This window comes from Streptomyces zaomyceticus, assembly GCF_014656215.1.
GTDB lineage: Bacteria > Actinomycetota > Actinomycetes > Streptomycetales > Streptomycetaceae > Streptomyces > Streptomyces zaomyceticus.
This window is the reverse complement of record NZ_BNBZ01000017.1, coordinates 20,189-44,456: the sequence shown is the minus strand read 5'-3', so window position 1 is coordinate 44,456 and position 24,268 is coordinate 20,189. Positions and strand designations below refer to the sequence as shown.

The following is a 24,268-nucleotide window of genomic DNA, read 5'->3' as shown; positions in this document are numbered from 1 at the left end:
CACGCGACCGGGTTCCACGGGGTGGTCAGTCCGCGTTCAGCACCTGCGCCACGACCGGGCCGGCAGCCGTCGCGCCGTGGCCGGCTCCCTCGACCAGGGCCGCCGCCGCGAGATCGTCCGCGAACGCCGTGAACCAACTGTCCGAGGTCTCCTGGCCGTCGGCCTCCGCCGAACCGGTCTTGGCGCCCTTGTCGCCGCGCACCGGGGCCATCGGTCCGACCGCCGTGCCGTAGCCCGCCGTGGCCGTGGTGCGCATCATGTCCCGCAGCTGTCGTGCCACCGACGGCGGCAGCTCCCGCTCGGCCTTGGCGAAGGGCCGGTCGTCCAGGTCGGCCGGGACCAGGTACGGCTGCCGGAAACGTCCGTTCTTCGCCGTCGCGGTGATCGAGGCGATGTTCAGCGGGTTCATCTGCACCGTGCCCTGGCCGATGTACTGTTCGGCCGCCGCGCCGCCCGTCGCCTCGGGGACGGAGCCGTCGAACGACTTGATGCCCGTCTTCCATTCGAGGCCGATGCCGAAGACCTCCTTGGCCTCGCGGGCCAGGCCGGAGTCGTCGCCCTCGGTCTTCTCCACGTCGTCGATCTTCTTGATGAAGGCGGTGTTGCAGGAGCGGGCGAAGCTCTCCCCGAAGGTCGCGTCCTTCAGCGAGAAGCCCTTCAGGTTCGTGATGGTCCGGCCGTAGTACATGGCACTCGGCGGGCACTCGGCGGCCTGGTCCGCCTTGACCAGGCCCTTCTCCAGGAGCAGAGCCGCCGTGACGATCTTCATCGTGGAGCCCGGCATCTTCGAGCCCGAGAAGGCCGTGTTGAAGCCGCCCGCCGGGCTGTTGGCGACCGCCCGTACGGCGCCTGTCGACGGCTGTACCGCGACCACCGAAGCGGAGCCGTACGCCTTCACCGCTTTCTCCGCCGCCGCCTGCACGCCCGCGTCGATGGTGGTCTCCAGCGTGCCCGGCTTCCCCTTCGAAAGGACGAGGAGGGTGGAGTCCGGGACGGACGGGCTGCCCGAGTCGACCCATGTCTCGATGCCGGTCTGTCCGCCCGCCTTCGCCCCGTACCGCGTACGCAGCTCGTCGAGCACCGGCCCCAGTGAGGGATACTTCGCGGCCGTCAGCTCGGTGCCGTTCCGGTCGACCGCCTTCACGGAGGGCGTCTTCGCGACACCCGTGCGCAGCGTGGCGTCGGCGGTGAGGAGCTTCGGGTGGAGCACGGCCGGCGCCCACTTCACCAGCGCCCGGCCGGTGGTCTGCCCCCGGACCACGGTCAGCCGGGACTCGTACGACAGGTCCTTGGTGACGTCCTCGTACGAGATCGTCGCCTTCACGGTGAACGGCACCGTCGCCCCGACCGCGGCCCCCGGCGTGATCACCGCCTTCGTGACCTTCGCGCCGTCCCGGTAGGCCGCCACGGCGGGGCCCGCCGTGACGGGGTCGTTCGTCAGCTGCCCGGCCTTCTCCGGCTCCCCGGCGGCCCAGGCGGCCAGGAAGTCCCGTGCCGTGGTGGTGATCTCCTCGTCCGTGACGGGCCCGGTTCTCGGCGCGGCGGCGGTCTTGGACTCCGGCGACTTCTCGCCGCCCATGACGCCGTTCCAGAGGTTGTAGCCCCCGTACCCGACCCCGCTCGCCACGACGGCGAACACACCCCCGACTATCGCGACCTTGGCTCCACTGCGCATGGCTGCGCTCCCTCCCCGTGTGAGCCCACGAGTCAAGCAGCGCCCCATGCGTGTGTCGAGCAACTTCCGCTGTCTCCGTCACACTTGGGCGCCGCGGCATCCTGTTTCGCCCTGCCTCCGACGGAATCGGCGTGTCCGGTCCGCCCCTAGCGCCGGGGGACCGCGACGGCCGCCTCCTGGGGGAAGAGGGTGGGCTTGTAACGGTGCGCCATGCTCTCGGTCGGGGTCAGATCCCGGTGGATCACCTTGGACACCGCCTGGATCGTGTTCACGCCGTAGCTCATCGAGCTGTTGCCGTCGGTGAGCACGGTGATCGTGTAGTCGTGGCCGCCGCCCTTGAACGCGCCGATGCTGTGCACGCGCCAGCCGCGCGTGGCCCGCTGCAGCCAGCCGTTCTTGACGTGCACGGACACCGAGGAGGGCGCGCCGGCCGGGGTGCCCCACTTCTGCGAGCTGACGACCTGTCCCATGAGCTTGAGGACGTAGGTGCGGGAGCCGTCGCTCAGGACGGTGTTCCTGGCGGTGATCAGCGAGAGCAGCTTCTGCTCGTCGGTGACGTTGATCCGGGTGAGCCCCCAGTAGCCGCCGGACCCCGGCACCGTCCGCGTCATGCCGGCGGCCGCCAGGAAGCCCTTCACCTTGGCGACGCCGAGCTGGTTCCACAGCGAGGTGGTGGCCGTGTTGTCGGACTTGGTGATCATGGCGGTGGCGAGCGTGTTCTCGCGTGCCGTCAGGTACCGGTTGGTCTTCTTGGCGTCCCAGAGGAGCGTGGCGAGGACGGTCACCTTCACGACGCTGGCCGAGTCGTACGCGGTCGTCGCGCGCAGGGTGCAGGTGGTGTTCGTGGTGCGGTCGCGCAGGCCGACGGCGACGGTACCGGAGCGCCCGGCCAGGGCGGCGGTGATGTCCCGCTGGAGCTTGGCGGCGAGCCCCGCCTTGCCGGACGTGCAGCCGACCTGCGGCGCGGTGGCGGCGGAAGCGGGTGCCGCCCCCGCGGCGACGGGTACGAGGATCGCGGCGGCGGCCACGGCCGGAAGCACGCGGGCGCGCAGCGATATGTGGTGAGTCATGCGGGTCCCCCTGGAAACGAAACGAAGCAGAACGAACACGTCTACGGCGCAGTCGCCTTGTACGACTCCTGAGCGTGCGGATGGTTGTACGAATCCGGCGGAATCAGGGGGACGCCCCCCCGGGCGCGACGCGGCGCGGGCCCGGGCCGTCCGGGGGCCGCCCGGGACGGCCCGGGCCGTCCGGCGACAAGCGAGAGGGCGCGACCGCCGGTCGCGCCCTCTCCCCGCAATTCCCCCGCTACACCCAGGTGTCGAGCCACATCCGATTCCGCCACTGGTCCAGCGGAATGGGAGTGCCGGTGTAGATGGGCCAGAAATAGATGAAATTCCAGACGATGAGCAGGACGACACAGCCCGCCGCCACCGCACCGAAGGTCCGGCGCCTTTCCGACGAACCCGCCGGGCCGACGATCGCGCCCAGCATCATCGCCACCGCCAGACACAGGAACGGAACGAAGACCACCGCGTAGAAGAGGAAGATCGTGCGTTCCTGGTAGAGGAACCAGGGGGCCCAGCCGGCCGCGATCCCGCAGGCGATCGCGCCCGCGCGCCAGTCGCGGCGGAAGGCCCAGCGCCAGAGGACGTACAGGATCGCGATGCAGGCGGCCCACCAGAGCAGCGGGGTGCCGAGGGCCAGGACCTCGGCGGCGCACTTCTCCTTCGCCGAGGCCGGGCAGCCGGCGGTGCCGGGCGCGGGGGACTCGTAGAAGTAGGAGACCGGGCGGCCGAGGACGATCCAGGACCACGGGTTCGACTCGTACGTGTGCGGCGAGGTCAGGCCCACATGGAAGGAGTAGACCTCGGACTCGTAGTGCCAGAGGCTGCGCAGCCACTGCGGCAGCCAGCCCCAGGTCCCGCCGCCGTCCAGCTTGTCCTGGTCGGCGGCCCAGTTCCGGAAGTAGCCCTTGTCGCTGACGATCCAGCCCGTCCAGGTCACCAGATAGGTGGCGATGGCGACCGGCACCACCGACACGAACGCCGGGACCAGGTCCTTCTTGATCACCGCGAGGTACGGGCGGACCGCGCCGGCCGTCCGGCGCCCGCCGACGTCCCACAGGACCGTCATCAGGCCGAAGCCCACCATGACGTACAGGCCGTTCCACTTGGTCGCCGCCGCCAGACCCAGCATCACACCGGCCGCGATCCGCCACGGCCGCCACCCCAGGCGCAGGGATTCCGCGATCTCCGCGTCGGGCCGCAGCACCCCCTCCTCGTCCTCGGGGAGCGCGCCCGCGAGCCGCTTCCGGGTCCGGTCGCGGTCCAGGACCAGACAGCCGAACGCGGCGAGCACGAAGAACATCAGCACCTGGTCGAGGAGCGCGGTGCGGCTCATCACGAAGTGCAGACCGTCGACGGCGAGCAGCAGGCCCGCCAGACAGCCCAGGAACGTCGAGCGGAAGAGCCGCCGGCCGATCCGGCACAGCATCAGGACCGACAGCGTGCCGAGCAGCGCCACCATGAAGCGCCAGCCGAACGGCTCGAAGCCGAACATCTTCTCGCCGAGGCCGATCATCCACTTGCCCATCGGGGGGTGGACGACATAACCGGGATCGGTGGGGATCAGCACCGACCCCGGGTCGGTCAGGATCGTCTTGTCGATGTCCTTCGGCCACGCCCCCTCGTACCCCTGGTTGATCAGGGCCCACGAGTCCTTGGCGTAGTACGTCTCGTCGAATATCACCGCGCGCGGCTTGCCCAGGTTCCAGAACCTGAGCAGCCCCGCGACCGCAGTGACCAGGAGCGGACCGCCCCAGGCCATCAGCCGCCAGAGCCGCTCGGCCCGCTCCGGGCCGAGGCCGAGGAGCGACATGACCCGCGCGGAGGGGCGGGTGTACGAGGGGACGAGCCGCTGCCGCAGCCCGATGGGTGCGGAGCTGCCGGCGGGCGGCACATAGCCGAAACGCCGCAGCCGCTTTTGCCACGAAGAGGGCTCTGCCACGGTCTCTGCCATGGGGTGCTGGCCCTCCAGGGCCTCGGGTGCGGTACTGGTCACCGCGCCATCGTAGGGAACGCGCCTGTGCACGTCGCCTCTCCGGGCTGGGAGGATGGGCCGTGTGACAGGAACGCTGGTACTCGCAGGGACCCCCATCGGTGACATCGCGGACGCTCCGCCCCGACTCGCCACCGAACTGGAGAACGCGGACATCGTGGCCGCCGAGGACACCCGGAGGCTGCGCGGACTGACCCGTGCCCTGGGCATCCACACGACGGGCCGCGTCGTCTCCTACTTCGAGGGCAACGAGTCGGCCCGAACGCCGGAACTCGTCGAGGCCCTGGTCGGCGGCGCCCGGGTGCTGCTCGTGACCGACGCGGGCATGCCGTCCGTCTCGGACCCCGGCTACCGGCTGGTCGCCGCGGCCGTCGAGCAGGACATCAAGGTGACGGCCGTCCCCGGCCCGTCCGCCGTCCTCACCGCGCTCGCCCTCTCCGGCCTGCCCGTGGACCGCTTCTGCTTCGAGGGCTTCCTGCCGAGGAAGGCGGGCGAGCGTCTCGGACGGCTCCGCGAGGTCGCCGACGAGCGCCGCACCCTCGTCTACTTCGAGGCCCCGCACCGGCTCGACGACACGCTCGCCGCGATGGCCGAGGTCTTCGGCGCCGAGCGCCGGGCCGCCGTCTGCCGCGAGCTGACCAAGACGTACGAGGAGGTCAAGCGCGGCCCGCTGGCCGAGCTCGCGGCCTGGGCGGCCGAGGGCGTACGGGGCGAGATCACCGTCGTCGTCGAGGGCGCCCCCGAGACCGGCCCCGCCGAACTCGACGCGGAGGAGCTGGTGCGCAGGGTGCGGGTGCGCGAGGAGGCGGGCGAGCGGCGCAAGGAGGCGATCGCCGCCGTCGCCGCCGACGCGGGGCTTCCCAAGCGGGAGGTCTTCGATGCCGTGGTGGCGGCAAAGAATGCGGCTGGACCGGGCCCCGGAAACGGTAAAGGACTAACCTGAAAGGCAAAGCCGAACCCGGCGCAGGGGCCCGATACGGGGCCTTGTGCAAGGGAAGTTCCAAATGCCTTCCATGGTTCACCCCGCGCTGATGCGCTCCGGCCCGAAAAGGCGTCCACTGGATCAGTGGAGAGGAGCTGGAATGTCCGAGATCACCGGCACCGGCATATCCGTCGCCCATGAGGCGTACGCCTTTGCCTGCATGCGCTGTGGATACGGCTGGGAGCAGGCGTACGAGATCGAGCACCACGCCGACGCCGCCGGCCACGAATTCGTCGTCTACAAGGCCGACGGGGAACGGGTGCCGTCCCCGCTGTCCAGCCCCACCTGCATGAACTGCGGCGGCCACGTCGTCCGGATCATGCGCGCGGGGCAGGTGTCGTCGGTGCTCGACCTGATCGCCGCGACGGAGAAGCACCAGCAGGGGGCGCGGGCCACCAAGCCCGTCTCGATGGCCGGTCCCATCGGCCAGGAACTGACCGAGGACGGCCCCGAGCAGCCCCCGGTGCCGCACCACTGGCACCTGTCCGACCTCCTGCACCCCTTCAGGCGCCGCCAGTAGCCCCGGTCGCCGGGACCCGGGACCCCGCGCGTCGGCACTCATGACCCTCGTACGATCGGGGGCATGAGTGCCAAGGACGCCCCGCCGCCGCTGCCCGAACCCCTGCTCGTGGAGGTGGCGGACTCGCACACCCACCTCGACCTGCAGTCCGGGACCGTCGAGGAGGCCCTCGTCAAGGCCGCCGCCGTCGGGGTGACCACGGTCGTGCAGGTCGGCTGCGACGTGAAGGGCTCGCAGTGGGCCGCGGAGACCGCCGCCGCCCACGAGCACGTGCACGCGGCCGTCGCCCTGCACCCCAACGAAGCGCCCCGGATCGTCCTCGGGGACCCGGACGGCTGGTCCCGGCAGGGAGCCCGCGAGGGCGGCGGGGACTCCGCCCTGGACGACGCGCTCGCCGAGATCGACCGGCTGGCCGCCCTCCCGTACGTCCGCGGCGTCGGCGAGACCGGCCTCGACTTCTTCCGTACGGGCCCCGAGGGCATCGCCGCGCAGGAGCGTTCCTTCCGCGCCCACATCGAGATCGCCAAGCGGCACGGCAAGGCACTCGTCATCCACGACCGCGAGGCCCACGCCGACGTGCTCCGGGTCCTGGACGAGGAGGGCGCCCCCGAGCGGACCGTCTTCCACTGCTACTCCGGCGACGCCGCCATGGCCGAGATCTGCGCCGCCAAGGGCTACTACATGTCCTTCGCCGGCAACGTCACCTTCAAGAACGCCCAGCACCTGCGGGACGCGCTCGCCGTCGCCCCGCTGGAACTCGTCCTCGTCGAGACCGACGCGCCCTTCCTCACCCCCGCGCCCTACCGGGGCCGCCCCAACGCCCCGTACCTGATCCCCGTCACCCTCCGGGCGATGGCGGAGGTGCGCGGGATCGGGGAGAACGAGATGGCCGAGGCGATCGCCGTGAACACGGCCCGCGCCTTCGACTACTGATCCATAACGATTACGTGACGTGGTCGCGTTGCTCCACTGAGTGACGCGGCTCGGGGCTAGGGTCCCGGCCTCGTGAGCACTTCCCAGGGCAGTCACCGAGCGGGACGGCGGGGCACGACCCTCCCCCTCCACGAGCAGCCGACCCAGGCGGCACCGCTCTTCGTCCCCGCCGCCGGGACCGGCACGGCCCCCGGACCCGGCACCGGCCAGGGCCCCGGACCCGGCACCGGCCAGGGGCGCGCCGCCGTCCCCGGCCAGGGCTCCCGCGCCGGGTCCCGGCGTGCCGCCCGGCGACGCAAGGCCTCCGGGCCCGCCGGGGAGGGCCTGCGCAGGCTCGTCCCGCAGGCCCTCGTCGTCGCCTTCCTCGCCGGCGGCACCAGCGCCTTCGTCGCCGACGACAAGGCCGTCCGGCTCTCCGTCGACGGCGTCCCGCGCACCTTCCACACCTTCGCCGACGACGTCGAGGAACTCCTCGCCGACGAGGGCCTGACCGTCGGCGCCCACGACATCGTCGCCCCCGCCCCCACCGAGGCGCTGGCCAGCGGCGACGAGATCGTCGTCCGCTACGGCCGCCCGGTTTCCCTCACCGTCGACGGACAGCGCCGCCAGGTGTGGACGACCGCCAGGACCGTCGAGGGGGCACTGCGCCAGCTCGGGGTCCGCGCGGAGGGCGCGTACCTCTCGGTCTCCCGGGGCGCCCCCATCTCCCGCCAGGGCCTCGCCCTCGACGTGCGCACCGAACGGGCGGTCACCTTCCTCGCCGACGGGCGCGAACGGACCGTCCGGACCAACGCCGCCACCGTCCGCGAGGCGCTCGCCGAGGCGGGGATCACCCTCTCCGCGCAGGACACCACCTCCGTCGCCCCCGGCTCCTTCCCGCGCGACGGCCAGACGGTCACGGTGCTGCGGATCACCGGCTCGAAGCAGCTGCGCGAGGAGACCGTGCCGTACGCCGTGGAGCGGACCCGCGACCCCGAGCTGTTCGCCGGTACCGAGGTCGTCGAACGCCAGGGGTCCGCCGGCGTGCGCCGCGTCACCTACGGCCTGCGCACCGTCAACGGCGTCCGGCAGAAGCCCCGCCGGCTCGGCGAGGAGATCGTCCGCGAACCCGTCAGCCGCCTGGTCCGGGTCGGCACCAAGCCGCTGCCGCACTCCGTCGCGGGCGCCGACGGCCTCGACTGGGGCGCGCTCGCCGCCTGCGAGTCCGGCGGGCGTCCGAACGCCGTCGACCCCTCGGGGACGTACGGCGGGCTCTACCAGTTCGACCCCGGCACCTGGCGCTCCCTCGGCGGCAGCGACACCGCCCAGAACGCGCCCGCCGCCGAGCAGACCTTCCGGGCGAAGAAGCTCTACGTGCAGCGGGGGGCGAGCCCGTGGCCCCACTGCGGACGGCGGCTGCACGGGTGAGACGGGGTGAGACGGGTGAGACGGGGTGAGACGGGGTGAGGCAGGGTGAGTCGTAGGAACGCCCCACGGGTGCCCCGTAGGCTGTACCGGTGAGCACCACCACCGGCCCCGAAAGCCCCGACGCCCTCCTCGGCCCCGCCGACATCCGTGAGCTGGCCGCCGCCCTCGGCGTGCGCCCCACGAAGCAGAAGGGCCAGAACTTCGTCATCGACGCCAACACCGTCCGGCGGATCGTCCGCACGGCCGAGGTGCGGCCCGACGACGTGGTCGTGGAGGTGGGGCCCGGACTCGGCTCCCTCACCCTGGCCCTCCTGGAGGCCGCGGACCGGGTGACGGCCGTCGAGATCGACGACGTGCTCGCCGCCGCGCTGCCCGCGACGATCGCCGCCCGCATGCCCGCCCGCGCCGACCGCTTCGCGCTCGTGCACTCCGACGCCATGCACGTCCAGGAGCTGCCGGGCCCGGCGCCGACCGCGCTCGTCGCCAACCTGCCGTACAACGTCGCCGTGCCGGTCCTGCTCCACATGCTGGAGCGGTTCCCGAGCATCGAGCGGACCCTCGTCATGGTCCAGGCCGAGGTCGCCGACCGGCTGGCCGCCAAGCCGGGCAACAAGGTGTACGGCGTGCCGTCGGTGAAGGCCAACTGGTACGCGGAGGTCAAGCGCGCCGGGTCCATCGGCCGCAACGTCTTCTGGCCCGCGCCGAACGTCGACTCCGGTCTCGTCTCCCTGGTCCGCCGCAGCGAGCCGCTCGCGACCACCGCCACCCGCCAGGAGGTCTTCGCGGTCGTCGACGCGGCCTTCGCGCAGCGCCGCAAGACCCTGCGCGCGGCCCTCGCCAACTGGGCGGGCTCCCCCGCGCTCGCGGAGGAGGCCCTGGTGAAGGCGGGCATCTCGCCGCAGGCGCGCGGCGAGGCGCTGACGGTGGAGGAGTTCGCCCGGATCGCGGAGGCGAAGGCGTGACCACCACGGCGGGCGTGACCGTCCGGGTCCCCGCCAAGGTCAACGTCCAGCTGGCGGTCGGCGCGGCCCGCCCCGACGGCTTCCACGACCTGGCCAACGTGTTCCTCGCGGTCTCCCTCCACGACGAGGTCACCGCGACCCCGGCCGCGGAACTGACCGTCACCTGCGAGGGCCCCGACGCCGACAAGGTGCCGCTCGACCGCAGCAACCTGGCCGCCCGGGCCGCCGAGCTGCTCGCGGCCCGGCACGGCATCTCCCCGGACGTGCACCTGCACATCGCCAAGGACATCCCGGTCGCCGGCGGCATGGCCGGCGGCAGCGCGGACGGCGCGGGCGCCCTGCTCGCCTGCGACGCGCTGTGGGGCCTGAACTCCTCCCGCGAGGAACTCCTGGAGATCTGCGCCGAGCTCGGCAGCGACGTGCCGTTCAGCCTGGTCGGCGGCGCGGCGCTCGGCACCGGTCGCGGCGAGAAGCTGACGGAGCTGCCGGTCGGCGGCACCTTCCACTGGGTGTTCGCCGTCGCCGACGGCGGGCTCTCGACCCCGGTGGTGTTCGGCGAGTTCGACCGGCTCACCGAGGGCGTCGACGTCCCCGAACCGGCCGCCTCCCCGGTCCTCCTGGACGCCCTGCGCACCGGCGACACGACCGCCCTCGCGGCCGCCCTCGCCAACGACCTCCAGGCGGCGGCGCTCTCCCTGCGTCCGTCGCTCGCCGAGACCCTGACGGCGGGCACGGACGCGGGCGCGCTCGCCGCCCTGGTCTCCGGCTCCGGCCCGACGACGGCGTTCCTGGTGAAGGACGCGGAGGCGGCGGAGACGGTCGCCGCCGCCCTGACCGCCTCGGGCACCTGCCGCACGGCCCGGGTGGCGACGTCACCGGCGCCGGGCGCCGTCGTTCTCTAGAGCTTGTTCTTGGAGATCCGGGCCAGGAGCAGGTTCGGGTCCGGGTCCACCGTGTTGAAGAAGGCCGCGCTGTTCACGTAGACGGTCTTGGCGCGCACCGCCACGGAGGTCGGGTTGTCGAGCCCGTCCGCGCGGGTGAGCACCGTCTTGTGGGTGCCGTCGGGACGGACGAGTTCCAGCTCGTCGACCTGGTTCAGCGCGGCGAGGACCGTGTCGCCGTGCCCGGTGAACGCGAAGTCGTCGATGGACGTGAGCCCGGTCGCCCGGGTCTCGATCGGACCCGCCGCGTGCTCGGGACCGGGACCGATCGGGATGCGCAGCAGGGTCGCGTGGGCGGTGTTGGACACCCAGACGGCACCGTGGTGGATCTTGAGGCCGTTGGCGCCGAAGGGGATCTGCGCGGTGGGTTCGAGCGCGGCCCCGGTGGCCCAGGCCGTGGGCGTGCCACCGGTCACCGGCAGGGACCACACCGTGCCGAGCCGCGTGTCGGCGGTGTAGAGGGTGCCGCACTTCTCGTCGAGGGCGAGCCCGTTGGGGAAGGCGTCCGCGGGGAAGAACCCGATCTGCTCCGGCTCGCCGCCGGGTGCGATGCGCCAGACGCCGGTCTTCGCCGTGCCGGTGACGTAGGTGACGTACAGGGTGCCGTCGTGGGCGCGGGCGATGCCCAGGGCGACGGCCCCGCCGACGGGCGTCTGCGCGTCCGGCACCTCGGGCAGGGTGGCGAGGATCGTCGTCGTGCCCTTCTCGGTGACGCGGGCGACCTGATGGGCGAAGGCGAAGGTGATGTCGGCGGAGCCGTCGGGTTCGAGGGCGATGTTCTCCGCGTTCTGTCCGGCGGCGAAGTCGAAGTGGGCGACGATCCGGGGGTCGGTCACGGTCGGATCGCCGCCCGACGCGGGGCCCGCCGCGATCACGGCGAGGGCCGCGGTGGCGACGGCGACGGCGGCGAGGCGTGGGTGTCTCGTCATGGGTCTCTCCTTCGAGGGGGCTGGGGGCGGTGGCCCGAGGAGAACATGGGGGGTCGTCGCTCGCGGGGCCCGGCAGCCGGGGCCGAGGGGTCGCCCGCGTGGCCGACGGCATGGGGCCGGTTGGCACTGCGCCGGGCGGTCCGGGAGGCGGGCCGGTCGGCACTGCGCCGGGCGGTCCGGGAAGGGGGTCGGTGGGGGCCGGGAGTCCCGTACTCATCCGCAAGGTTGAGTATCAGCGCCCTGTCGGCCGCCGGTCCGCCCGCGGGACCGTACGGCCATGGGAATCAGCGCGCGTGAGCTCGCCGCCGCAACGCCGGCGAGCCGGGACCGGTACGTCGATCTGCTCCGGGTCGCCTCGCTCGCCGTCGTCGTGCTCGGGCACTGGCTGATGGCGGCCGTCACCACCGACGGACAGGTCGGCAATCTGCTCGCCGTCGTGCCCGAACTCCAGGTGGTGACCTGGCTGTTCCAGGTGATGCCGGTGTTCTTCTTCGTCGGCGGCTTCTCGCACGCCCTCGCCCACCGCTCCCGGCCGCAGTACGCGGCCTTCCTGCGGGCCCGGCTCCAGCGGCTGCTGCGGCCGACGATGGTCTTCGTCGGCGTCTGGGGCGCCGCCGCGCTCGTCCTCCAGCTGTCCGGGGCGGACGGAGGGCTCACCGGGGTCGCGCTGCGGCTGGTCACCCAGCCGCTGTGGTTCATAGGGATCTATCTGGCGATGGTCGCGTTCACGCCGCCGCTGCTGCGGCTGCACGAGCGGTGGGGCTGGGGCGCGTTCGGGGCGCTCGCGGGCGGCGCGGTCGCGGTGGACGTGCTGCGGTTCGCGGCGGACGTGCCGTTCGTCGAGTTCCTGAACTTCGCGTTCGTGTGGCTGGCGGTCCACCAGCTCGGCTTCCTGCGCGCCGACGGAATGATCCGCCGCCCCGCCCTGCTCGCCGGCGCGGGCCTGCTCGGCGCGACCGCGCTGGTCGCCCTGGGCCCGTATCCGCTGTCGATGGTGGGAATGCCGGGTGAGAAGGTCTCGAACATGGCCCCGCCGACCCTCGCCCTGCTCTGCCACGGTCTGTGGCTGGTCGGCGCGGTCGAACTGCTCAGGGGCCCGGGTGCGCGGCTCGTCGCCCGCGCCGGGGTGTGGCGGGCGGTGGTCGCCGCCAACGGGATCGCGATGACGGCGTTCCTCTGGCACCTGACGGCGATGCTCGGGGTGTACGGGGCGATGCTCGGCCTCGGTCGCGCGCTGCCCGTCCCGGCGACGGGCGCCTGGTGGGCGCAGGTCCCCCTCCGCTTCCTCGCGGCGGGCCTTCTCACGGCGCTGCTCGTGGCCGCCTTCCGCCGCTTCGAGGCCCCGGTCCCGGCCGCCCCGGCGACCGGCGAGGGCGGCCCGGTGGCGGCGGTCGGCATCACGCTCGCGCTCCTCGGCGTCCTGGGCCTCTCCCTGACGGGCTTCGCGGGACTCCTCGACGGCCACTCGGCCACCCTGATCGCCGTCCCGGTCACGGCCCCGGCGGCCGTCGGGCTGGCGCTCGCGGGCTGGCTGCTGGTGGAGCGGGCGGGGCGGATCAGATCGCGATGACGGTCGCCCGGCCTCCGCAGAGGACGATGAGGTCCTCCGGGTCCGAGGTGAGAACGGAGACGGGGCCCTGTGCGGCGAGGGCCGTCGCGGCGACCATGGCGTCGATGGCGTACTTGTGGCCGTGCAGCCCGTTCTCGGCAAGGAGGGCCGCCGCATGACGTGCGACGGCATCTGCCACAGGCTCGACGACGAGGCGGGACAGGGTCCATTCCAGAGCCGGGCGGTTGATGCGCGGATGCATCACCTCCACCAGAGTGGCGGCGCTCGTCACGACGCGCAGATCGTCCGCGCGGGCCAGCGCGAGCCAGGTGGTGACCTCGCGGTCACGCCGTACGGCCTTGGCCAGCCCCTCACTGTCGAGGACCAGTGTGCCGCCCGGAGCGGCTTCGCGGCGCGTCACGCCGCGCTCGTCCCGGTCGTCCTAGTCGTCTCCGGACCGCTCTGCTGCTCGCGGGCCCGGCGCAGCTGCTCGCGTCGTGCCTGGATCTCCGCGTCCACGACCGGTCCGTGTTCGGCCTCGGCCACGGCGATGAGTTCGTTGAGGTCGTCGCGTTCTATCTGCCGGGCGACCGCGGCCGCCACATAGGCCGACAGCCCCGAGGGTCCGCTGCGGGCCCGCGCGGCCTCCGCGATGTCGCGCGGCATGCTGATCGAGTACTTCTGAGTGGGCTCGCTCATGCCACCGATGCTACCGTTGATGCTACCCCCGAGCGCGGCGCACGCGGCAACGTACCCTGGGAGATCGATCAATCCCCGGTACAGGAGTCAATGTGGCCGTCAATCTGGTCAATGTCGAGGCTGTCAGCAAGGTGTACGGCACCCGTGCGCTGCTCGACGGCGTCTCGCTCGGCGTCTCCGAGGGGGACCGGATCGGAGTCGTGGGCCGCAACGGTGACGGCAAGACCACCCTCATCCGGATGCTCGCCAGGCTGGAGGAGGCCGACACGGGCCGCGTCACCCACAGCGGCGGGCTGCGCCTCGGGGTGCTCACCCAGCACGACTCGCTCGACCCGGAGGCCACCGTCCGGCACGAGGTCATCGGCGTCATGGCCGACCACGAGTGGGCCGGCAGCGCCAAGATCCGCGACGTGCTCACCGGGCTCTTCGGCGGGCTCGACCTGCCCGGCTTCGAGAACGGCCTCGACACCGTCATCGGTCCGCTCTCCGGTGGCGAGCGCCGCCGGATCGCGCTGGCCAAGCTCCTCATCGACGACCAGGACCTGATCGTCCTCGACGAGCCCACCAACCACCTCGACGTCGAGGGCATCTCCTGGCTGGCCAAGCACCTCCAGGAGCGCCGTTCCGCGCTCGTCTGCGTCACCCACGACCGCTGGTTCCTCGACCAGGTCTGCACCCGCATGTGGGACGTGCAGCGCGGTGCCGTGCACGAGTACGAGGGCGGCTACTCCGACTACGTCTTCGCCCGCGCCGAGCGGGAGCGCATCGCCGCCACGGAGGAGACCAAGCGGCAGAACCTGATGCGCAAGGAGCTGGCCTGGCTGCGGCGCGGTGCCCCCGCCCGTACCTCCAAGCCCCGCTACCGCATCGAGGCCGCCAACGAGCTGATCGCCGACGTGCCGCCGCCGCGCGACACCTCCGAGCTGATGAAGTTCGCCAACGCCCGGCTCGGCAAGACGGTCTTCGACCTGGAGGACGTGACCGTCACCGCCGGTCCCAAGACCCTCCTGGAGCACCTGACCTGGCAGCTCGGCCCCGGCGACCGCATCGGCCTGGTCGGCGTCAACGGCGCGGGCAAGACCTCACTCCTGCGCGCGCTCGCCGACGCCGCCGTCAGCCAGGGCGAGATCCAGCCCGCGGCCGGCAGCGTCTCGGTCGGCAAGACCGTCCGGCTCGCCTACCTCTCCCAGGACGTCACCGAACTCCCCGGCTCCCTGCGGGTCCTGGAGGCCGTCCAGCAGATCCGCGACCGGGTCGACCTCGGCAAGGGCCGCGAGATGACGGCCGGACAGCTCTGCGAGCAGTTCGGCTTCACCAAGGAGAAGCAGTGGACGCCCGTCGGCGACCTCTCCGGTGGTGAGCGCCGCCGCCTCCAGCTGCTCCGGCTGCTGATGGACGAGCCGAACGTCCTCTTCCTCGACGAGCCCACCAACGACCTCGACATCGAGACCCTCACCCAGCTGGAGGACCTCCTCGACGGCTGGCCGGGCTCCATGGTCGTCATCTCCCACGACCGGTTCTTCATCGAGCGGACCACGGACAAGACGCTGGCGCTGCTCGGCGACCGGACCCTGCGGATGCTGCCGCGCGGTATCGACGAGTACCTGGAGCGGCGCCGGAAGATGATCGAAGCGGCCGTTCCGACGCCCGCCGCCGCGCCCGCGCAGACGAAGCCCGGGGTCTCCGCCGCCGACGCCCGCGCCGCGAAGAAGGAGCTGCAGAAGGTCGAGCGTCAGCTCGACAAGGTCTCCCAGAAGGAGGCCAAGCTGCACGCGCAGATCGCCGACAACGCCACCGATTTCGAGAAGGTCGCGAAGCTCGACGCGGAGCTGCGGGAACTCGTGGGGGAGCGGGACGAGTTGGAGATGCGCTGGCTCGAGCTGGCCGAGGACGCATAACGAGGGCATCACAGGCCGGTCCTCCCTTGGGTACAAGGGGCGGACCGGTCGCTTTTGCGCCACGGCGTGAGTGGTAGAAAGAAAACCCGCTCACGTCAAGGGGGAACTGCTGATGACCCAGCCGCCCAGCAACCAGCCGCCGGGGGGCTTCGGAGCTCCCCAGGATCCGAACCAGGGCCCGCCCCAGGGTGTGCCGCCCGTCCCGCCCGTCCCGCCGCAGGCACCGCAGACCCCGCCGCCGCCGGCCGGGCCGCCCACCGCGCCGCCGGCCGCGCCCGGGCCCTACGGGCAGCAGCCGCAGCCCGGTTACGGATACCCGCAGCAGGGCCAGCCCGGACCGTACGGGCAGCAGCCGCAGCAGCCCCCGTACGGCTACCCGCAGCAGGGCCAGCAGCCCGGCTACCCGCAGCAGCAGCCGGGTCCCTACGGTCAGCAGCAGAACCCGTACGGCGGTTACCCCACCCAGCCGATGTACCCGGGTGCTCCGACCCCGCCGCCCTCCGGCGGCGGCGGCCCCTTCAAGGGGCGGACCGGCATCGTCGCGGCCGTGGCCGCGGCGGCCGTTCTCATCGCCGCCGTCACCACCTGGGCGGTCGTCGGCGGTGACGACAAGGAGGACCCGATCGCGGGGCCGACCTCCAGCGCCACGGCTTCCTCCGGCGCTCCCAAGCCCACCGAGTCGGTGGACCAGGGCGACGGCACGGGTGACGGCGACAAGGGCGAGGACGATCTCAACGCCGGCCGCAAGGACGGCGAGGCCAAGATCAACTGGCTGCTGAAGAACAACGTCGACCTGCCCCGCAACGGCGCCGACGTCTACGGCCCGTGGATCGTCGGCGACATCGCCGTCAAGGCCATGTACAAGAGCATCGACGGCTACAGCCTGGGCGACGGCTCGGCGAAGTGGCACGTCGACGTGCCGTTCGAGCTGTGCGCGACGCCGGCCGCCCCCTCGCCGAACGGGCTGATGGTCTTCGCCTACGCCGAGAGCGCCAAGGACGGCGCCAAGTGCACCTCGCTCGTCCAGGTCGATCTGAAGACCGGCAAGACGGGCTGGAAGAAGGCCGTGCCCAAGCCCAAGGGCCTGTTCGCCTTCTCGGACAACACCCTGTCCATCAGCGGCAACACGGTGACCGTCGCCGGCACGAGCAGCTCCTACGGCTTCTCCCTGACCGACGGCAGGCAGCTCTTCACCGGGGCGACGACCGGCTGCAAGCCCTTCGCCTACGCGGGCGGCAGCAAGCTGATCGCCGCCGTGGACTGCCCCTCGGGCAGCACCACCAAGAAGATCCAGGGCGTCAGCCAGGTCGACCCGAACACGGGCAAGCCCAAGTGGACCTTCAAGCTGGAGGCCGACTGGGAGGTGGACCGGGTCTACTCGGTCGACCCGCTGGTCGTCTCCGCCACCCAGCGCGAGCAGAAGAAGTGGACCATCTTCGCGCTCAACGCCAACGGTTCGCTGCGCTCGCAGATCCAGGGCGGCAAGGACAAGTTCGCCCCCTCGTGCGGCGGCGGTCTGATCATCTTCGGCAAGAACCTCGAAGGCTGCACGGGCGTCGCGGCCGACGCGAACACCTTCTACATGGCCACCGAGACCTCGTACGGCACCCCCAACGAGGTCGTCGCCTTCGACCTGAAGAACGGCAAGGCCAAGTGGCGTTCCAAGGCGCCGGGTGAGCAGTCGATGATGCCGCTCCGCATGGAGGGCTCCGAGGTCCTGGTGTACGTGGACCCGAAGTACGACGCGGGCGGCGCCGTCGCGACGATCGCCCCGACCGGCGGTGCTCCGAAGGTCCTGCTCCAGCACCAGGCGGCGACGGCCCAGGTCGAGAGCAGCTTCTACAGCGCGGGCTACGCCTACGGTGCCGGCACCTTCGTCGTGGCGAGCGGGCGCGTCTCCGCTTCGAACGACAAGGAAGAGAAGCAGGTCAAGACGATGATGGCGTTCAGCAAGTGAGGTGCACGGACCGATGACGCAGCCACCCCCACCGAACCGGCCGCCGGACCCGCAGGGCGGTTTCGGCGAGCCGGACCCGCAGGGCGGCTTCGGCGCGCCGACCCCGCAGCAGCCCGACCAGGGCTACGGCTACCCGCAGCAGCCCCCGGCGACGCCGCCGCAGCCGTACGGCTACCCGCAGCAGGAGCCGGGCTACGGCTACCCGCAGCAGCAGGACCAGGGCTACGGGTACCCGCAGCAGCCCGGGCAGCAGCCGTACGGCGACCCGCAGCAGCCGCCCACGCAGCCGCAGCCGTCGTACGGTGACCCGCACCAGCCCTACGGCGGCGGCTACCAGCAGCCCGCGCAGCCTCCGTACGGCTATCCGACCCAGCCGCAGCAGGCGTACGGCGGCTACCAGCAGCCCGCCCCGGCGCCCGCGCCCGGCGGTGGGAAGAAGCTGTCGGCACAGCTGCAGATCGTCATCGCGGCGGTCGTCGCCGTCGTCCTGATCGTCGGCGCCGGCATCTGGTACGCCAACTCCGGGGGCGACGGCAAGGGCGAGGAGGCCAAGGGAACGGGCGGCACCTCGCAGGGCACGGGCGGCGACGCCGGGAACAGCGGCTCCAACAGTGGTCTGGGCGGCGACGGCAAGGAGAAGGCGCCCGCGAACACCGGGGCGAAGATGGCCTTCTCGATCGAGGTGCCGAAGGTTCCGGACATCACCGACGTCTCCGGCTCGTGGCTCACCGACAAGGCGTACGTGAAGACGGGCGTCAACTCGGTCGTCGGCTACGACCGGGACAAGGGCACCGTCCTGTGGACGCTGCCCCTGACCGGTCAGGTCTGCGGCGCCTCCCGGCACAAGACCGCGGACAACAAGGTGCCGATCCTCTTCGAGGCGAAGAAGCGGGTCGCGCCGCGCTACTACCAGCTCTGCACCGAGGTCGGCATGGTCGACCTGAACACCGGCAAGCTGCTGTGGTCCACCTCGATCACCGGCGGCTCCGCCGGCGACCAGAAGGTCCGGTTCTCCGAGATCACGCTCAGCGGTGACACGGTCGCGGCGGGCGGCACCGACGGTGGCGCCGCGTTCGACGCCGGCAACGGCAACCCCCGCTGGAAGCCGCAGGCCAACGACGAGAACTGCTACGACCTGGGGTACGGCGGCGGCGCCGGTCTCGTCGCGGTCCGCAAGTGCGGTCCGTACGGGAGCCAGTCCGTGCTGATCCAGAACCTCAACCCGACGACGGGTGCCCCGATCTCGCAGTACAAGATGCCGACCGGTGTGAAGTACGCGTCGGTCATCTCCACCAAGCCGCTGGTCGTCGCGGCCGACGTCGGCGACAGCGCCGGTGACGGCAGCGGCATCTCGGACTTCTTCTCCCTCGACGAGAAGACCGGGAAGCTGAAGGCGAAGATCACGGCGGACGCCGAGCAGTACGCGGCCCGCTGCCGCTCGACCCGGGTCGAGGCCTGCCGGCAGGCGCTCGTCGGCAATGGCCGGCTGTATGTGCCGACCGAGGAGCACGAGGGCTCCACCGGCGAGTACGGCGACGAGACGAACGAGGTCATCGCCTTCGACCTGGCCACCGGCAGGACCGCGCCGGAGAAGGCGGACGCGGGTGACAAGTACACCCTCGTCCCGCTCCGCATGGACGGCGGCGACCTCATCGCGTACAAGGAGGCGCCGTACGACAAGGGCGGCCGGATCGTGTCGATCAACGGCGGCACGATGAAGGAGACGCTGCTCCTGGAGAACCCGGGGGAGCGTTCGATCCGGAACGTCGAGACCAGCGTCAGCCTCAACGCCGCGGAGATCCTCTACGAGGACGGGCGGATGTTCATCGGGGAGACCACGGTGAGCAAGCCCCGGGAGTCCGCCACGGACAAGAGGTACCTGGTGGTCTCCTTCGCCGTCCCGCGCTGACGGACGGTACGGGCGACGTGGGCCCCTCCGGTGATCCGGAGGGGCCCACGCGTGTCTCCGCCGGGTGGGTCAGCCCGAGACCGACGAGTCGTCGATCGGGTTGTGGGTGATGGTGGAGATGCGGCAGTCCCAGGGGTTGCCGCCCTTCCACTTGCACGTCTCGACCCAGGCGCGCTGCGGGCTGCCGCCGGTGAGCGCGTAGGTCGTACGGTTCAGCCCCGTGCCGGCCCCGCTGTGGACGAAGTGGGTCGTCCAGTAGCGGCGGCCCTGTCCGGGGGTCTCCGTGACGAGCCGGATGCTGACGGAGAAACCGTCCGCCTTGATGTCCTGGACGGACAGCATGACGGGGTCCAGGCGGTCCGAGCGCCACTGCCAGCCGGCGACGACCTTGGAGAACGGTGTCGTCAGGTACACCTCGCTCTTGGGCGTGGCGGCCTGCGCGCCACCCGCGGTGGCCGGGACCAGCAGGGCCGCGGCGGCGGAGGCCAGCGCGACGGTGCGTCGGCGCATGCGCATATGTCTTCCTTTCCTCGACTTCGGCGTGATCATCCCAGACGTGCGCCCACCGTGCTGTTCGATTTCTGGCGGTGGGTCAGTTCCCCACCGGGGGAGGGTGATCGCGGGGAAATCCACCACCTCGGCGAGTCCTGTGATCACGGTTGGGGCGATGCCGGACGGGGGAGCGTGTAGCTTGCCGGGTCTGGGTTGCCGGGGAGCGGCGGGTCCGGAGGATGGGGGATGACCGGGATGGGCGTACGGCTCGTGGTGGTGGACGACCACCGCCTGCTCGCGGAGGCGCTGGCCTCGGCGCTGAAGCTGCGCGGGCACCGGGTGCTCGCGGCGGCCGCGCCGGTGGCGGGCGCGGCGGAGCTCGTGGTGAGCCGGGCGCCCGAGGTCTGTCTCCTGGGCACGGCGGCCCCGGCCGAGCCGGGGGCCTTCGACGTGGTCGTACGGATCAAGCGGGAGCGGCCGCAGGTGGCGGTGGTGGTGCTCGGTCCGGTGCCGTCGCCGCGCGGCATCGCGGCGGCGTTCGCCGCAGGGGCCTCGGGGTACGTCCGCCACGACGAGCGCATCGAGGGTGTCGAGCGCGCCCTGGTGAAGGCCAGGGCGGGGGAGTCGGCGGTGGCGCCGCAGCTGCTCCAGTCGGCCTTCGCGGAGCTGTTGCACCCCTCGGCGCAGCCGGACGACGAGGGGCAGCGGCTGCTGCGGCTGTTGACGCAGCGGGAGGTGGAGGTCCTCGTCCGGGTGGCGGAGGGGGAGGACACCCGGCTGATCGCGGCCGGGATGGGGATCGCGTCGAGCACCGCGCGGACGCATGTGCAGCGGGTCCTGATGAAGCTGGGGGTGGGCTCCCGTCTGGAGGCGGCGGCTCTCGCGGCCCGTACGGGGCTGCTCGACCGCGCGGTGCCCGGGCCGCGCGGGCCCTTCTGACCCGAGTCCGGCCCGAGGTTTTTTGAACTCCGGCCCCGCTGTGTGCGGGGTCGCGCTTCGCCGTTGACTGGGATGTTTGAATGTGGTTCCTTGTGCGTGGTTATGTTTGATCCCGCCGGAGGGCACCCCGTGAAGAAGACCGCCACCACGCTCGCCGACGGGCGCGAGCTGATCTACTACGACACGCGCGACGACACCGCCCGAACCGCCGTCGACCCACGCCCCCTCACCCCCGTCGTCTCCCGCTCCGAGATCCGGTACGACGCCCTCACCGGCGACCACGTCGCCGTCGCCTCGCACCGGCAGGCCCGCACCTACCACCCGCCGGCCGACGCCTGCCCGCTCTGCCCCGCCCGGGACGGCCGCGAGAGCGAGATCCCCGAGGAGAGCTACGAGGTGGTGGTCTTCGAGAACCGCTTCCCCTCCCTCTCCGGCGGAGTCGGCCGCTGCGAGGTCGTCTGCTTCACCGACGACCACACGCTCTCCTTCGCCGACCTCACCGAGGAACGGGTCTCGCTCGTCCTCGACGCCTGGACCGACCGCACCGCCGCGCTCTCCGCGCTTCCCGGCGTCGAGCAGGTCTACTGCTTCGAGAACCGGGGCGCCGAGATCGGCGTCACCCTGCCCCACGCGCACGGCCAGATCTACGCCTTTCCCTACGTCGCCCCCCGGACGGCCGCCATGCGCCGCCGGATCGACGCCCACCGGGCCGAGACCGGACGGAACCTCTTCGACGACGTCGTCGACCGCGAGCGCGCCGACGGCGACCGGGTCGTCCTGGAGACCGAGCACTGGATCGCCTTCGTGCCGTTCGCCGCGCACTGGCCGTACGAGGTGCACCTCCACCCCAAGCGGCGGGTGCCCGACCTCCTCGCCCTCGACGGGGCCGCCCGCACAGAGTGCGCACAGGTCTACCTGGAACTCTTGAAGCGGTTCGACCGGATCTTCGGGCCGGACGAACCGCCGACGCCCTACATCGCCGCCTGGCACCAGGCGCCGTTCACGGACGCCCGGCGGGAGGACTTCGGGCTTCACCTGGAGCTCTTCACCGTCCGACGGGCCTCCGGCAAGCTGAAGTTCCTCGCGGGCACCGAGTCCGGCATGGGCGCGTTCATGAACGACGTACGGCCCGAGGACGCGGCCCGACGACTCCGAGAGGTGGCAGGCGCATGACGCAGAGGTATCTGGTGACGGGTGGGGCGGGGTACGTGGGCAGCGTCGTCGCCGCCCACCTCCTGGAGCGGGGCCACCGGGTCACCGTCCTCGACGACCTCTCCACCGGCTTCGCCGAAGCCGTCCCGGAGGGCGCCGAATTCGTCGAGGGCCGGATCCAGGACGCCGCGCGGTGGCTCGACGGCTCCTACGACGGCGTCCTGCACTTCGCCGCCTTCTCCCAGGTGGGCGAGTCCGTCGTCCGGCCGGAGAAGTACTGGGAGAACAACGTCGGCGGCACCATGGCCCTGCTCGCCGCGATGCGCGCCGCCGGGGTCCGCAAGCTGGTCTTCTCCTCCACCGCCGCGACCTACGGCGAGCCGGAGGCCGTGCCGATCCCCGAGACCGCGCCGACCACCCCCACCAGCCCGTACGGCGCGAGCAAGCTCGCCGTCGACCACATGATCGGCGGCGAGTGCGCCGCCCACGGACTGGCCGCCGTCTCGCTGCGCTACTTCAACGTGGCCGGGGCGTACGGCGCGCTCGGCGAGCGGCACGAACCCGAGTCGCACCTGATCCCGCTCGTCCTCCAGGTCGCCCTGGGCCGGCGCGAGGCGATCTCCGTGTACGGCGAGGACTACCCGACCCCGGACGGCACCTGCGTCCGCGACTACATCCACGTCGCCGACCTCGCCGAGGCCCATCTCCTGGCGCTCGACGCGATGACGGGGGGCGCCGCGACCGGCGCCCCGGCGACGGAGACCTCCGCGGCCGGGGCCGCCGTGCCCGCCGGCGAGCATCTGATCTGCAACCTCGGCAACGGCAACGGCTTCTCCGTCCGCGAGGTCGTCGAGACCGTACGGAAGGTCACCGGGCACCCGGTCCCGGAGATCACCGCCCCGCGCCGGGCCGGGGACCCCGCCGTCCTCGTGGCCTCCGCCGACGCGGCCCGCGAGCGGCTCGGCTGGACGCCGTCCCGCCCCGACCTGGCCGACGTCGTCGCCGACGCCTGGGCCTTCGCCCGCCGGACCGCCACCCGTGACGAGGAGGGACGCGCATGAGCGTCGCAGCCGGCTTCGAGGCGCTGTACGGCGCCGCCCCCGACGGTGTCTGGGCCGCCCCCGGGCGGGTCAACCTGATCGGTGAGTACACCGACTTCAACGACGGCTTCGTGCTGCCGCTCGCGCTGCCGCACACCACCGTCGCCGCCGTCTCCCGCCGCGACGACGGGGTGCTGCGCCTGCACTCGGCCGACATCGACGGCGGCATCGTCCAGCTGGGGACCGACTCGCTCGAACCGCTCTCCGGCGGCGGCTGGGCCGCCTACCCGGCCGGAGTCGTCTGGGCCCTGCGGGAGGCCGGGCACCCGGTGACGGGCGCGGACATCCATCTCGCCTCGACCGTGCCGACCGGCGCCGGGCTGTCCTCCTCCGCCGCCCTGGAGGTCGTCACGGCGCTCGCCCTGAACGACCTGTTCGGGCTCGGGCTCTCCCGGCCCGTGCTCGCCCGGCTCGCCCAGCGCGCCGAGAACGCCTTCGTCGGCGTCCCCTGCGGGGTCATGGACCAGATGGCCTCCGCCTGCGCCGAGGAGGGCCACGCCCTCCATCTGGACACCCGGGACCTCTCGTACCGGCAGGTCCCCTTCGACCTGGCCCGCGAGGGGCTGCGGCTGCTCGTCGTCGACACACGGGTGAAGCACGCGCTCGGGGACGGCGCGTACGCCGAGAGGCGCGCCGGTTGTGAAGCCGGTGCGCGGGCGCTCGGCGCCCGTGCCCTGCGTGACGTGAGCGCCGCGCATCTGCCCGAATCACTCGCACGTCTGGGCGATGAGACGATTCTTCGCTATGTGCGGCACGTCGTCACCGACAACGCCCGCGTGGAGCGGACGATCGCCCTGCTCGACGCCGGGGACACCCGGGCCGTCGGTCCCGTCCTCACCGAGGGGCACGCCTCCCTCCGGGACGATCTGCGCGTCTCCTGTGCCGAACTGGACCTCGTCGTCGAGGCGGCGAACGCCGCCGGGGCGCTCGGCGCCCGGATGACCGGCGGCGGCTTCGGCGGCTCGGCCGTCGTCCTCGTCGACACCGACCGGGCCGACGAGGTCGCCGCCGCCGTCGGGAAGGCCTTCGCCGAGGCCGGGTACGCGGCCCCCGGCATCTTCCCGGCCGTCCCCTCGGCGGGTGCCCGCAGGCTCTGAGACCCCCGCCGCGGACCTCCGGCACCCCTCGTACTCCGGTACGACTTCGGACAGTTCCGCGAATCGG

At 72.3% G+C, this 24,268-nt stretch carries 21 protein-coding genes; 14 read left to right on the top strand and 7 right to left on the bottom strand.

Features of this window, described 5'->3' with window-relative positions; genetic code table 11:
* Positions 1-25: 25 nt before the first annotated feature.
* The 3 genes from IE311_RS21975 to IE311_RS21965 all read right to left on the bottom strand — a co-directional run bounded on the left by IE311_RS21975 (position 26) and on the right by IE311_RS21965 (position 4,738).
* A complete protein-coding gene (locus tag IE311_RS21975; protein WP_189833484.1) occupies positions 26-1,675 on the bottom strand; it encodes a penicillin-binding transpeptidase domain-containing protein in 1,650 nt (549 codons plus the stop codon).
* A 146-nt stretch (positions 1,676-1,821) separates the two neighbouring features.
* Positions 1,822-2,745, bottom strand: coding sequence for a serine hydrolase (locus IE311_RS21970; protein WP_189833483.1), 924 nt, complete (start codon positions 2,743-2,745; stop codon positions 1,822-1,824).
* Positions 2,746-2,983: 238 nt separating this feature from the next.
* Positions 2,984-4,738: a dolichyl-phosphate-mannose--protein mannosyltransferase gene (locus IE311_RS21965; protein WP_189833482.1), complete on the bottom strand. Its 1,755-nt coding sequence runs from the start codon at positions 4,736-4,738 to the stop codon at positions 2,984-2,986.
* Between the two features lie 52 nt (positions 4,739-4,790).
* On the opposite strand from IE311_RS21965, the gene rsmI reads away from it, so the two are divergent.
* The 6 genes from rsmI (at position 4,791) to IE311_RS21935 (ending at position 10,441) form a co-directional block, all read left to right on the top strand.
* A complete protein-coding gene (rsmI, locus tag IE311_RS21960; RefSeq protein ID WP_189833481.1) occupies positions 4,791-5,678 on the top strand; it encodes a 16S rRNA (cytidine(1402)-2'-O)-methyltransferase in 888 nt (295 codons plus the stop codon).
* A 139-nt stretch (positions 5,679-5,817) separates the two neighbouring features.
* Positions 5,818-6,237, top strand: coding sequence for a hypothetical protein (locus IE311_RS21955; protein WP_189833480.1), 420 nt, complete (start codon positions 5,818-5,820; stop codon positions 6,235-6,237).
* Positions 6,238-6,300: 63 nt separating this feature from the next.
* Entirely contained in the window at positions 6,301-7,170 is an 870-nt protein-coding gene (locus IE311_RS21950; protein ID WP_189833479.1) for a TatD family hydrolase, read from the top strand.
* 72 nt (positions 7,171-7,242) lie between these two features.
* Entirely contained in the window at positions 7,243-8,577 is a 1,335-nt protein-coding gene (locus tag IE311_RS21945) for a resuscitation-promoting factor (protein ID WP_189833478.1), read from the top strand.
* Positions 8,578-8,666: 89 nt separating this feature from the next.
* Complete coding sequence (gene rsmA / locus IE311_RS21940; RefSeq protein WP_189833477.1) at positions 8,667-9,539, top strand: 16S rRNA (adenine(1518)-N(6)/adenine(1519)-N(6))-dimethyltransferase RsmA; 873 nt, start codon at positions 8,667-8,669, stop codon at positions 9,537-9,539.
* A complete protein-coding gene (locus IE311_RS21935) occupies positions 9,536-10,441 on the top strand; it encodes a 4-(cytidine 5'-diphospho)-2-C-methyl-D-erythritol kinase (RefSeq protein WP_229902070.1) in 906 nt (301 codons plus the stop codon). Before rsmA ends, IE311_RS21935 begins: the two co-directional genes overlap by 4 nt.
* Here IE311_RS21935 and IE311_RS21930 read toward each other — a convergent pair.
* Positions 10,438-11,409 (bottom strand): NHL repeat-containing protein, encoded by a 972-nt coding sequence (locus IE311_RS21930; protein ID WP_189833476.1) that lies wholly within the window; start codon positions 11,407-11,409, stop codon positions 10,438-10,440. The genes IE311_RS21935 and IE311_RS21930 overlap by 4 nt on opposite strands.
* A gap of 277 nt (positions 11,410-11,686) precedes the next feature.
* Here IE311_RS21930 and IE311_RS21925 point away from each other — a divergent pair, with 277 nt between their 5' ends.
* On the top strand, positions 11,687-12,979 hold the full coding sequence (locus tag IE311_RS21925; RefSeq protein WP_189833475.1) for an acyltransferase family protein: 1,293 nt from the start codon (positions 11,687-11,689) through the stop codon (positions 12,977-12,979).
* On the opposite strand, the gene IE311_RS21920 is transcribed toward IE311_RS21925, so the two are convergent.
* Positions 12,966-13,379, bottom strand: a complete 414-nt coding sequence (locus IE311_RS21920) for a PIN domain-containing protein (RefSeq protein ID WP_189833474.1) — start codon at positions 13,377-13,379, stop codon at positions 12,966-12,968. The two genes, IE311_RS21925 and IE311_RS21920, sit on opposite strands and share 14 nt — an antisense overlap.
* On the bottom strand, positions 13,376-13,657 hold the full coding sequence (locus IE311_RS21915) for a CopG family transcriptional regulator (protein WP_189833473.1): 282 nt from the start codon (positions 13,655-13,657) through the stop codon (positions 13,376-13,378). The genes IE311_RS21920 and IE311_RS21915 overlap by 4 nt, the downstream gene beginning before the upstream one ends.
* Positions 13,658-13,749: 92 nt before the next feature.
* Here IE311_RS21915 and IE311_RS21910 point away from each other — a divergent pair, with 92 nt between their 5' ends.
* The 3 genes from IE311_RS21910 (at position 13,750) to IE311_RS21900 (ending at position 19,421) form a co-directional block, all read left to right on the top strand.
* A complete protein-coding gene (locus tag IE311_RS21910) occupies positions 13,750-15,555 on the top strand; it encodes an ABC-F family ATP-binding cassette domain-containing protein (RefSeq protein ID WP_189833472.1) in 1,806 nt (601 codons plus the stop codon).
* Positions 15,556-15,667: 112 nt separating this feature from the next.
* The gene (locus tag IE311_RS21905; RefSeq protein ID WP_189833471.1) at positions 15,668-17,512 is read left to right on the top strand and encodes an outer membrane protein assembly factor BamB family protein; all 1,845 of its coding nucleotides are present in this window, start codon (positions 15,668-15,670) and stop codon (positions 17,510-17,512) included.
* Between the two features lie 13 nt (positions 17,513-17,525).
* Positions 17,526-19,421 carry an outer membrane protein assembly factor BamB family protein gene (locus tag IE311_RS21900; RefSeq protein ID WP_189833470.1) on the top strand — a complete coding sequence of 632 codons (1,896 nt, stop codon included), beginning with the start codon at positions 17,526-17,528 and terminating at the stop codon, positions 19,419-19,421.
* Between the two features lie 69 nt (positions 19,422-19,490).
* On the opposite strand, the gene IE311_RS21895 is transcribed toward IE311_RS21900, so the two are convergent.
* Positions 19,491-19,931: a hypothetical protein gene (locus IE311_RS21895; protein WP_189833469.1), complete on the bottom strand. Its 441-nt coding sequence runs from the start codon at positions 19,929-19,931 to the stop codon at positions 19,491-19,493.
* Positions 19,932-20,168: 237 nt separating this feature from the next.
* On the opposite strand from IE311_RS21895, the gene IE311_RS21890 reads away from it, so the two are divergent.
* The 4 genes from IE311_RS21890 to galK all read left to right on the top strand — a co-directional run bounded on the left by IE311_RS21890 (position 20,169) and on the right by galK (position 24,201).
* Complete coding sequence (locus tag IE311_RS21890) at positions 20,169-20,852, top strand: response regulator transcription factor (RefSeq protein ID WP_189833578.1); 684 nt, start codon at positions 20,169-20,171, stop codon at positions 20,850-20,852.
* 129 nt (positions 20,853-20,981) lie between these two features.
* Complete coding sequence (galT, locus tag IE311_RS21885) at positions 20,982-22,025, top strand: galactose-1-phosphate uridylyltransferase (protein ID WP_189833468.1); 1,044 nt, start codon at positions 20,982-20,984, stop codon at positions 22,023-22,025.
* Positions 22,022-23,065, top strand: coding sequence for a UDP-glucose 4-epimerase GalE (galE, locus tag IE311_RS21880; RefSeq protein WP_189833467.1), 1,044 nt, complete (start codon positions 22,022-22,024; stop codon positions 23,063-23,065). The genes galT and galE overlap by 4 nt, the downstream gene beginning before the upstream one ends.
* Entirely contained in the window at positions 23,062-24,201 is a 1,140-nt protein-coding gene (galK, locus tag IE311_RS21875) for a galactokinase (RefSeq protein WP_189833466.1), read from the top strand. Before galE ends, galK begins: the two co-directional genes overlap by 4 nt.
* Positions 24,202-24,268: the final 67 nt, after the last annotated feature.

Excerpts from the sequence above, each read along its gene's own strand:
- galE (WP_189833467.1), top strand. The coding sequence starts at position 22,022 with ATGACGCAGAGGTATCTGGTGACGGGTGGGGCGGGGTACGTGGGCAGC.
- IE311_RS21915 (WP_189833473.1), bottom strand. The coding sequence starts at position 13,657 with ATGAGCGAGCCCACTCAGAAGTACTCGATCAGCATGCCGCGCGACATC.
- IE311_RS21925 (WP_189833475.1), top strand. The coding sequence starts at position 11,687 with ATGGGAATCAGCGCGCGTGAGCTCGCCGCCGCAACGCCGGCGAGCCGG.
- IE311_RS21890 (WP_189833578.1), top strand. The coding sequence starts at position 20,169 with ATGGGCGTACGGCTCGTGGTGGTGGACGACCACCGCCTGCTCGCGGAG.
- IE311_RS21930 (WP_189833476.1), bottom strand. The coding sequence starts at position 11,409 with ATGACGAGACACCCACGCCTCGCCGCCGTCGCCGTCGCCACCGCGGCC.
- IE311_RS21950 (WP_189833479.1), top strand. The coding sequence starts at position 6,301 with ATGAGTGCCAAGGACGCCCCGCCGCCGCTGCCCGAACCCCTGCTCGTG.
- IE311_RS21955 (WP_189833480.1), top strand. The coding sequence starts at position 5,818 with ATGTCCGAGATCACCGGCACCGGCATATCCGTCGCCCATGAGGCGTAC.
- IE311_RS21905 (WP_189833471.1), top strand. The coding sequence starts at position 15,668 with ATGACCCAGCCGCCCAGCAACCAGCCGCCGGGGGGCTTCGGAGCTCCC.
- IE311_RS21895 (WP_189833469.1), bottom strand. The coding sequence starts at position 19,931 with ATGCGCCGACGCACCGTCGCGCTGGCCTCCGCCGCCGCGGCCCTGCTG.
- IE311_RS21900 (WP_189833470.1), top strand. The coding sequence starts at position 17,526 with ATGACGCAGCCACCCCCACCGAACCGGCCGCCGGACCCGCAGGGCGGT.
- IE311_RS21975 (WP_189833484.1), bottom strand. The coding sequence starts at position 1,675 with ATGCGCAGTGGAGCCAAGGTCGCGATAGTCGGGGGTGTGTTCGCCGTC.
- IE311_RS21970 (WP_189833483.1), bottom strand. The coding sequence starts at position 2,745 with ATGACTCACCACATATCGCTGCGCGCCCGCGTGCTTCCGGCCGTGGCC.
- galK (WP_189833466.1), top strand. The coding sequence starts at position 23,062 with ATGAGCGTCGCAGCCGGCTTCGAGGCGCTGTACGGCGCCGCCCCCGAC.
- rsmI (WP_189833481.1), top strand. The coding sequence starts at position 4,791 with ATGGGCCGTGTGACAGGAACGCTGGTACTCGCAGGGACCCCCATCGGT.